5 protein-coding genes and 1 pseudogene are annotated in these 7,564 nt (G+C 58.7%); all 6 read left to right on the top strand.

The genetic code is table 11. The features are described from left to right. Positions 1-489: pseudogene (locus Q0239_RS14935) on the top strand (hypothetical protein); the annotation flags it as partial. Beyond that, a complete protein-coding gene (locus Q0239_RS14930; RefSeq protein WP_298604282.1) occupies positions 486-1,406 on the top strand; it encodes a cell division protein FtsQ/DivIB in 921 nt (306 codons plus the stop codon). The pseudogene Q0239_RS14935 and the gene Q0239_RS14930, both read left to right, overlap by 4 nt. Then, entirely contained in the window at positions 1,406-2,662 is a 1,257-nt protein-coding gene (gene ftsA / locus Q0239_RS14925; protein ID WP_298604280.1) for a cell division protein FtsA, read from the top strand. The genes Q0239_RS14930 and ftsA overlap by 1 nt, the downstream gene beginning before the upstream one ends. A 137-nt stretch (positions 2,663-2,799) precedes the next feature. Next, on the top strand, positions 2,800-4,278 hold the full coding sequence (ftsZ, locus tag Q0239_RS14920; protein WP_298604278.1) for a cell division protein FtsZ: 1,479 nt from the start codon (positions 2,800-2,802) through the stop codon (positions 4,276-4,278). A 107-nt stretch (positions 4,279-4,385) separates the two neighbouring features. Beyond that, a complete protein-coding gene (locus Q0239_RS14915) occupies positions 4,386-6,374 on the top strand; it encodes a hypothetical protein (RefSeq protein WP_298604276.1) in 1,989 nt (662 codons plus the stop codon). Between the two features lie 41 nt (positions 6,375-6,415). Further along, positions 6,416-7,564, top strand: a 1,149-nt coding sequence (locus Q0239_RS14910) for a deoxyguanosinetriphosphate triphosphohydrolase (protein ID WP_298604274.1), incomplete at its 3' end; no start/stop codon positions are given.

Raw genomic sequence — 7,564 nt, 5'->3', positions numbered from 1 at the left:
CCGGTGCCTTCGCTAGAGATCTTAGCGTATTTTGCCGCGATCGTGCTCGGCGGGCGGTTCGTCGTGGCAAAGGCTTGGTATGCGGCGAGAAATCTTCGCCCCGACATGAATCTTCTGATGACGGTTGCGGTGCTCGGCGGCAAACCGCTGTGCGTTACCGAACTGAAGCCCAAAAGTGGCTTCTACGATTTCGACGCCAAATATACCGATGGCCTGACCGAGCATGTCTGTCCGGCCGAAATCCCCAAGGATATCGAAGACTATATGATGGAATTGGCGCAGCGTGCACACGAACTGCTCGGTTGCAAGGGTGCGTCGCGCACCGATTTCCGCTGGGATGATGAACTGGGTCGTGAAGGCGTGTTCGTGCTGGAAACCAACACCCAGCCGGGCATGACTCCCTTGAGCCTTGTTCCCGAACAGGCGAAGCAGATGGGTATCAGTTATGAGCAACTCGTCGATATCCTTGTGAAGGAGGCGCTTGCATGAAGTCGGCGACCGCCCGCAAGGCACCTGCCAAGGCACGTAAGACCACGCCGCGCAAGAAAGTGCGGCAGGTCGGCGTCATGGACCGGCTGCTGCGCATCCTGCCGTTCACTGAACAAGACATTCAGCGCGTCCTTACCTGGGGCGTGCTCGCGGTGCTGCTGGTGGTGGCGCTGATTGTTGCCAATTGGTTCGGCGTGCCGCAGGCGGCTTATCAGCAATATGCGCAGGTCGCCGCCAAGGCCGGGTTCGAAGTGAAACGGGTCGAGATTACCGGCATGGACCGTGTTGACCAGCTGAAGGTGTACGACATTGTACTCGCCGAAAAAGACCGGGCGATGCCGCTGGTCGATATCGACAAGATACGCGCTGACCTGATCGAATATGGCTGGATCAAGGATGTGCGCGTTACGCGCCGCCTGCCGGATACGCTGGTCGTCGACATATTGGAACGTAAGCCAACTGCGGTGTGGCATCGCAATGGCGTCTTCTCGCTGATCGACGATAAAGGTACCGAACTTGAAAAGATTTCACGGGCAGAGATTGGCAGCCTTCCCGTGATAAACGGCGAAGGCGCAGACCAGCAAGTCGTGGCGTTAGCCAAGTTGCTCGACAGTGCGCAGTCGCTCAAGGATCAGGTTGCAGGCGCGAGTTGGGTCGGAAATCGCCGCTGGGATCTGCGCTTCAAGACTGGCGAAACCCTCTCATTGCCTGAGGGTGATAATCTGGCCGCACAGGCGCTGGTCAACTTCACCCGCATGGATGGGGTGCATCGCTTGCTCGGCCGTGACATAATCCATTTCGACCTGCGCGACCCTGAACGCGCCTATATGCGCCGTGCGGCAAAGGAAAAGCCGGTCGAGATCAAGCCAAGTGAAAAGCCGTCTGCCGAAGCCGGGGAAGGCGGGGATGCGGCCTGATGGCGGTGCGATACGACAAGATTATTTCCACGCTTGATATCGGCTCTTCCAAAGTTTCGGCATTGATTGCCGGGGTCGATGAAGGTGGAGCGATCCATGTGTTGGGTACCGGACAGCGCGAGAGCAAGGGCGTGGTGCGCGGATGCATTGCCGATATGCAACTCGCCGAGCTTTCGGTGCGTCATGCAGTGGAACAGGCAGAGCGGATCGCGGGCATCAATATCGATCGCGTATGGCTTGCTATGTCGGCAGGTGGGCTGGACAGCCTGCTATCGCCGGTTGAAATCGACCTTGGTGGGGACAAGGTTGAGCAAGCCGACATAGACGACCTGTTGACTGCAGGTCGGGCGAATATCGATACGCGGGGCAAGGTGGTTCTCCATGTAAGCCCGACGCTTTATGCGCTTGATGGCAATGGCGGTGTCGCCAACCCGTTGGGGCTCTACGCCGACCGGGTCGGGGTTGAAATACATGCCGTTCTGGCAGACCCGGCGCCAGTGCGTAACCTCGACATGACGGCTCGTGCTTCCCATTTGGGGGTCGGTGCGATTGTCGCTTCGCCTGTTGCAGCCGGGCCGGCCTGCCTGAGCGCGGAGGAGCGCGAATTGGGCGTCGCAATGGTGGAGATGGGGGCCGCTGTCTCTAATGTCTCAGTATTCATCGGCGGCATGCTGGCGGGTTTGGTTACGCTCAATCACGGAGGTGCGGACATTACCGACGAAATCGCCTCGGTGTTCGGGATCCGCCGGGCTGAGTCAGAGCGTCTGAAATGCTTTCATGGGTCGGCGATTACCTCTCCGCGTGACCATCAGGAGAGCCTCGAAGTTGCGGCACCGGGTGATACGGCACAGGCAGAACGACCGAAAATTACGCGCGCACAACTGAATTCGATCATCTCGCAGCGGATCGATGCCATGGTTGCAGACATCGGGCGCGCATTGAAGGAAATGGGTTTTTCGAATCCGGGAAAACACCATGTGGTGCTGACCGGCGGCGGTGCCGAATTGAAGGGGCTCGCAGACCATATGCAGGCGGCGCTGGGGCGTATGGTACGCGTTGGTCGCCCAACGGAGCTTCCGGGACTTCCTGACGCACATTCGGGGCCTGCATTCTCGACCATGGCAGGGCTTGCGCTCTACGCGAATTCCAACCCATCGGACCTTCGGTTGGGCCTGCAAGGATCTGATAGTGCTGTAAAATCTTCCAATGCGGGTGTGATCGCGCGCATCATGCAGGCTATAAGAGAGAACCTCTAGCCGCGCGCCAAGAACAACCCGCAGCCTGTGGGTAACTTTTGCGTGTTTTGCCCTGAATTTTGTGCCACAAGACACAGTTAACGGGGGTTTTTGAACTTCTTTTTCTTATGCCAGACCGGCCAAGGGAGTGAACAGGAATGAGCATCAACATCGGTCCGCCAGTTGTCGATGAACTGAAGCCAAAAATTGCAGTCATCGGTGTCGGTGGAGCAGGGGGCAATGCCATCGCCAACATGATCGGTGCACGGGTGGAAGGCGTCGATTTCGTCGTCGCCAATACCGATGCTCAAGCGCTCAACGCTTCGCCGGCAGAATATCGTATCCAGCTTGGCCCCGATATCACGCAAGGGCTTGGTGCTGGTTCACGCCCCGAAGTGGGCCGTGCCGCGGCCGAGGAAACGATTGAGCAGGTGAAGCAGGCGCTGCAAGGCGCGCATATGTGCTTCATCGCCGCTGGCATGGGTGGTGGTACGGGTACAGGAGCAGCTCCTGTTATCGCCCGCGCGGCGCGTGAGATGAATATCCTGACCGTTGGTGTGGTGACCAAGCCTTTCCTGTTCGAAGGTTCGCGCCGCATGCGCTCTGCGGATTCGGGGATTGCCGAGCTGCAGCAGCATGTCGACACACTGATTGTCATTCCAAACCAGAATCTGTTCCTGGTTGCCAACCCGAATACCACCTTCAAGGAAGCATTCCTGTTGGCTGACGAAGTGCTTCAGCAGGGTGTGCGCGGCATAACTGACCTGATGGTCATGCCCGGCCTAATCAACCTCGACTTTGCAGACGTGCGTTCAGTGATGCACGAAATGGGTAAGGCGATGATGGGTACCGGCGAAGCCGAAGGCGACGGACGCGCACTTGAAGCTGCTGAAAGGGCGATTGCCAACCCACTGCTCGATGGCGTTTCGATGCAGGGCGCGAAGGGGGTTATCATCTCGATTACCGGCGGCGAAGATATGCGCCTGATGGAAGTTGATGAAGCAGCCAACCACATTCGCGAACTGGTCGATCCTGATGCGAACATCATCTGGGGTTCGGCTTTCAACGAAAATCTCAACGGCAAAATCCGTGTCTCGGTTGTCGCCACCGGCATCGACCAGGACGGTCAGGCAGCCCAGCCTGCACGTTCCTATGCCTTTGACAGCCGTCCGGCTACGCCTCTGGGCGGCTTTGCTCCCCCGCCGGTAGTTGAGCCTGAGCCGGTCGTTGAAGAGGCGCTTGAACTTCCCGAGCCCGAACCGGTTGAAAAATATCAGCCTGTTGCGGAGGCGGAGGGTACTCCGGCCTTCAACTATGGCGAAGGCGCAACCGCCGAAGATGACGGCGTACTTGATCTGTCACAGCCGGAAGCCGAAGAAGCGACGTTCGAACTGGGTGAAGCCCATGTCGCACATGAAGAGCCGGCTGAAGAGATGGCGCCTGCTGCGCCCGTCTATGGCGAAGCTCAGGTAGACCCCGTTCCGCCCGCGCCACGCGTATCGACTGGTGGCGGAACTTTGTTCGAACGGATGTCGAACCTGTCGCGTGGTCTCACCCGCGGAAATGACGAACCCGAGGATGACAATGCGGGCGGGGTCAACATCCCGCGTTTCTTGGACCGTCAGAGCAATAGCTGATTCAAAACCGTGCCGGATGAAGCCGCTTGTCGAGCATGCGGCACAATCCGGCGCGCTTTGATGTGTAGTGATTGCAATTTTGCCATGCGCATCACATTTGCGGGCCAATGACACATATGAAACGGGTCTCGCTAACTTTTGCGCTTGGGCTTGCCTTGGCAGCACCTATTGCTGCGCAGGACGCTGATGAAAGCCTGTTGGACCAGTTCGAACAGGCCAAGCCGCAAGTCAAACCAGCCTTTGATTCTCCCGCCTCTATAGAATTGCGCGATGCCGTGCGCCGTATGGCGTTGCGCCCTTCGGATCCGGTAGCGTTGACCGACGCGGGCCATGCATCGCTGAAATTGGGTGACGCTGCCGCTGCGCTAAACTTCTTCACCCGCGCTAACAGCATCCAGCCAGGCAATTCGCGGACGGTTGCAGGGCTGGGTTCCGCGATGGTGCGTACCGAAAACCCTTTTGAGGCACTTCGCTATTTCGACGATGCGATCCGGCTGGGAGCAACCGAACGCTCGATCGCCCTCGATCGAGCCTTGGCCTTTGATCTTCTCGGAAATTTTGCCCGTGCACATCAGGATTATCAATTGGCGCGTAGTTATGGCGACAGCGATGATCTGACCCGGCGCTACGCCATGTCGCTCTCGATGGCTGGCAATGCGAATGAAGCCGATGGCTTGCTCGTACCGTTGTTGCAGCGGAATGATCCGGAGGCTTGGCGTGCCCGATCAATGATGTTGGCAGCACGCGGCAATTTGAAGGAAGCCGTACAAATTGCGGAGGGCTTTCTGTCGCCGGAATCTGCAAGGCGCATGGAAGGCTTTCTCCGTCAAATGCCTCGCATGACCGATGCACAACGCGCAGCTGCTATGCATTTCGGGCATTTTCCTGTTGGCCGGATAGGCGAGGACACGCCGGAATTGCGCCAGATTGCAGCTGCGACCGGTGCGACCAAGGTTGCCAGCGCGGCGACAGGGCAGGACCGGTTGATACCGGCAGGCCAGCCGCTTGGAAGTTCTTCCAAAAAGTCAGCGGCATCCAAAAAAGACGAAAAGAAACCCAAGCCAAGCGAAACACGGGTAGCCCGGAATGATACCAAGCCCGGTTTCTCAACCGCTTCTGCACAGCAGAAGGTGGATGAAGCATCAAAGTCAAAGCCTGTTGTCCTCGCTTCGGCGCAGCTTCCCCCACCTGATACCGCGCGGGCGCCAGTGCGGATCATCCTGCCCGGTCGCACGCCGCCAGCATCTCCACCACCTTCGATTGCAGCTGCTACGCAAACGGTTAACAGCGCTGGTTCGATTCCTGCCGAAACGAGCACCCTAGTAACGCCCAAAAGCGCGATAGACGAAGTGCGTCAACGACAGGTGATTGCATCAGGTTCGACGCCTCCACCTGCCAAAACTGATCCTGTCGCTGCGCCCGCGACCAAGCCGCCCGTGATTAATCCTGCTCCTGCTGAAACCAGAGTGGCTGAAAATCTGATAGTCGATACGGGGCCAACTTCGGCGCAACCGGCGGTACAAGGGCCAGTCCTCCAAGACGGGCCAGTTTCTCCTTCAGCTACACAAGTTGCTGCGGCGGAAGCGTCGCCGCCAACCGCATTACCTTCGGTGCAGCAGCCTGAACCTGCCAAGACGGCTTCTTTCGATCTCGGCGCGTTGGTGCAGTCCATCGAAATCCCGGAGAGTGAGCAGAAACGCACAGTCGCGCCGGTTGATTTGAAGGCAATACAGAAGGCGCAGGCCAAGGCCGATACGGCGGCAACAACCGCCGCCAAAGACCCTAAAACCGGCAAAGCGAAGGTGGAACCCAAAGCTCCGCCACAGCCAGCGCGAATCTGGGTGCAGGTGGCCACCGGCGCCGAAGCGGCCTTGGGTGGAGACTATCGCCGCTTTGCCAAAAAATCGCCCGAACTATTCAAGGGCAAGGAAGGTTGGACTTCGGTCTGGGGCAAATCGAGCCGCTTGCTGGTCGGCCCCTTTGCGAACGCCCAGGCAGCGAAGAAATGGGACGCCGATTATCGTAAGGCGGGGGGTAGCAGCTTCGTCTGGAACAGCGAGAATGGAACGGTCGTCAAGAAACTGGGCGCCAAATAGCGGCTGGTTTTGTTAACGCCTCTGGTGCAAAGCGCTTGGCCATGCACAGCCGCGCAACTTTTGCCTGCAATCCTGAAACCAGCCGCGGAAGGCTCTATCCCGAACCGGGTGGGGAAGCGCGCGGGCCGCGTAACATTTTCCAGCGTGATCGCGACCGGATCATCCATTCGATCGCCTTTCGCCGCCTGCGTTACAAGACGCAGGTCTTCATTGCCCCCGATGGCGATCATTACCGCGTCCGCCTGACCCACAGTCTGGAAGTCGCGCAGATTGGCCGCACCATCGCGCGGGCCTTGGGTCTCAATGAAGATCTGACGGAGGCTTTGTGCCTTGCGCATGATATCGGCCCCCCGCCGTTCGGCCATGCAGGGGAGGATGCGCTGGAGGCCGCGATGGCACCTTATGGCGGCTTCGACCACAATGCGCAGACGCTGCGCACGTTATCCAAGTTGGAGTCGCCCTATCCGTTGTGGCCGGGCTTGAATCTCAGTTGGGAACTGATGGAGGGGCTTGCCAAGCATAATGGACCGGTCCGCGATCCCAATTGGGCGCTGCGCGAAATCGATGCCGAGTTTCCGCTCGGCCTTACCAGCTTTGCTTCACTAGAGGCCCAGATTGCTTCGATTTCGGACGATATTGCCTATGACAATCACGACATTGACGATGGCATCCGGGCCGGCCTGCTGACGCTCGACCAATTGCTCGAGCTGCCTTTTGTCGAGCAGCGTTGGCGGGCAATCTGCGATCGCTATCCGGGTGCCCGGCACGAGGCGTTGTTGCGCGAACTGATTCGCGAACAGATTGGCGTGATGGTCAATGATGTGATTGAAACCACGAAGCTTCGCATCGCCGAAGCTGGCATACAAACGGCGGATGATGTGCGCGCCGCGGGCCACACCATTGGCGGTTTTTCCGAAGAACTGGCCGAGCGTGAACGCACACTCAAGGCGTTCATGTACGCCAATCTCTATCACCACCCGACCCAGATCAGCGCTGCCGAGCGTGCGGCCAAGGTGATTGCCGACCTGTTCGAAGCCTATAGCGGAGATGCCGGATTGCTGCCGCAGGAATGGCGCGACAGCTTGCCGGAAGAGCAGCCTGCGCGTGCACGCCATATCGGCGATTTTCTGGCTGGCATGACCGACCGGTTCGCGATCAATTGTCACCGCGACATATTCGGCGGCAACCAT

The sequence above is a fragment of the uncultured Sphingorhabdus sp. genome, from assembly GCF_937872355.1.
Lineage (GTDB): Bacteria > Pseudomonadota > Alphaproteobacteria > Sphingomonadales > Sphingomonadaceae > Sphingorhabdus_B.
This window is presented reverse-complemented; position numbering and strand designations above follow the sequence as displayed.

What these genes read in the sequence shown, in the direction of transcription:
- ftsA (WP_298604280.1), top strand. Translation starts at nt 1,406, where the DNA reads ATGGCGGTGCGATACGACAAGATTATTTCCACGCTTGATATCGGCTCT.
- Q0239_RS14915 (WP_298604276.1), top strand. Translation starts at nt 4,386, where the DNA reads ATGACACATATGAAACGGGTCTCGCTAACTTTTGCGCTTGGGCTTGCC.
- ftsZ (WP_298604278.1), top strand. Translation starts at nt 2,800, where the DNA reads ATGAGCATCAACATCGGTCCGCCAGTTGTCGATGAACTGAAGCCAAAA.
- Q0239_RS14930 (WP_298604282.1), top strand. Translation starts at nt 486, where the DNA reads ATGAAGTCGGCGACCGCCCGCAAGGCACCTGCCAAGGCACGTAAGACC.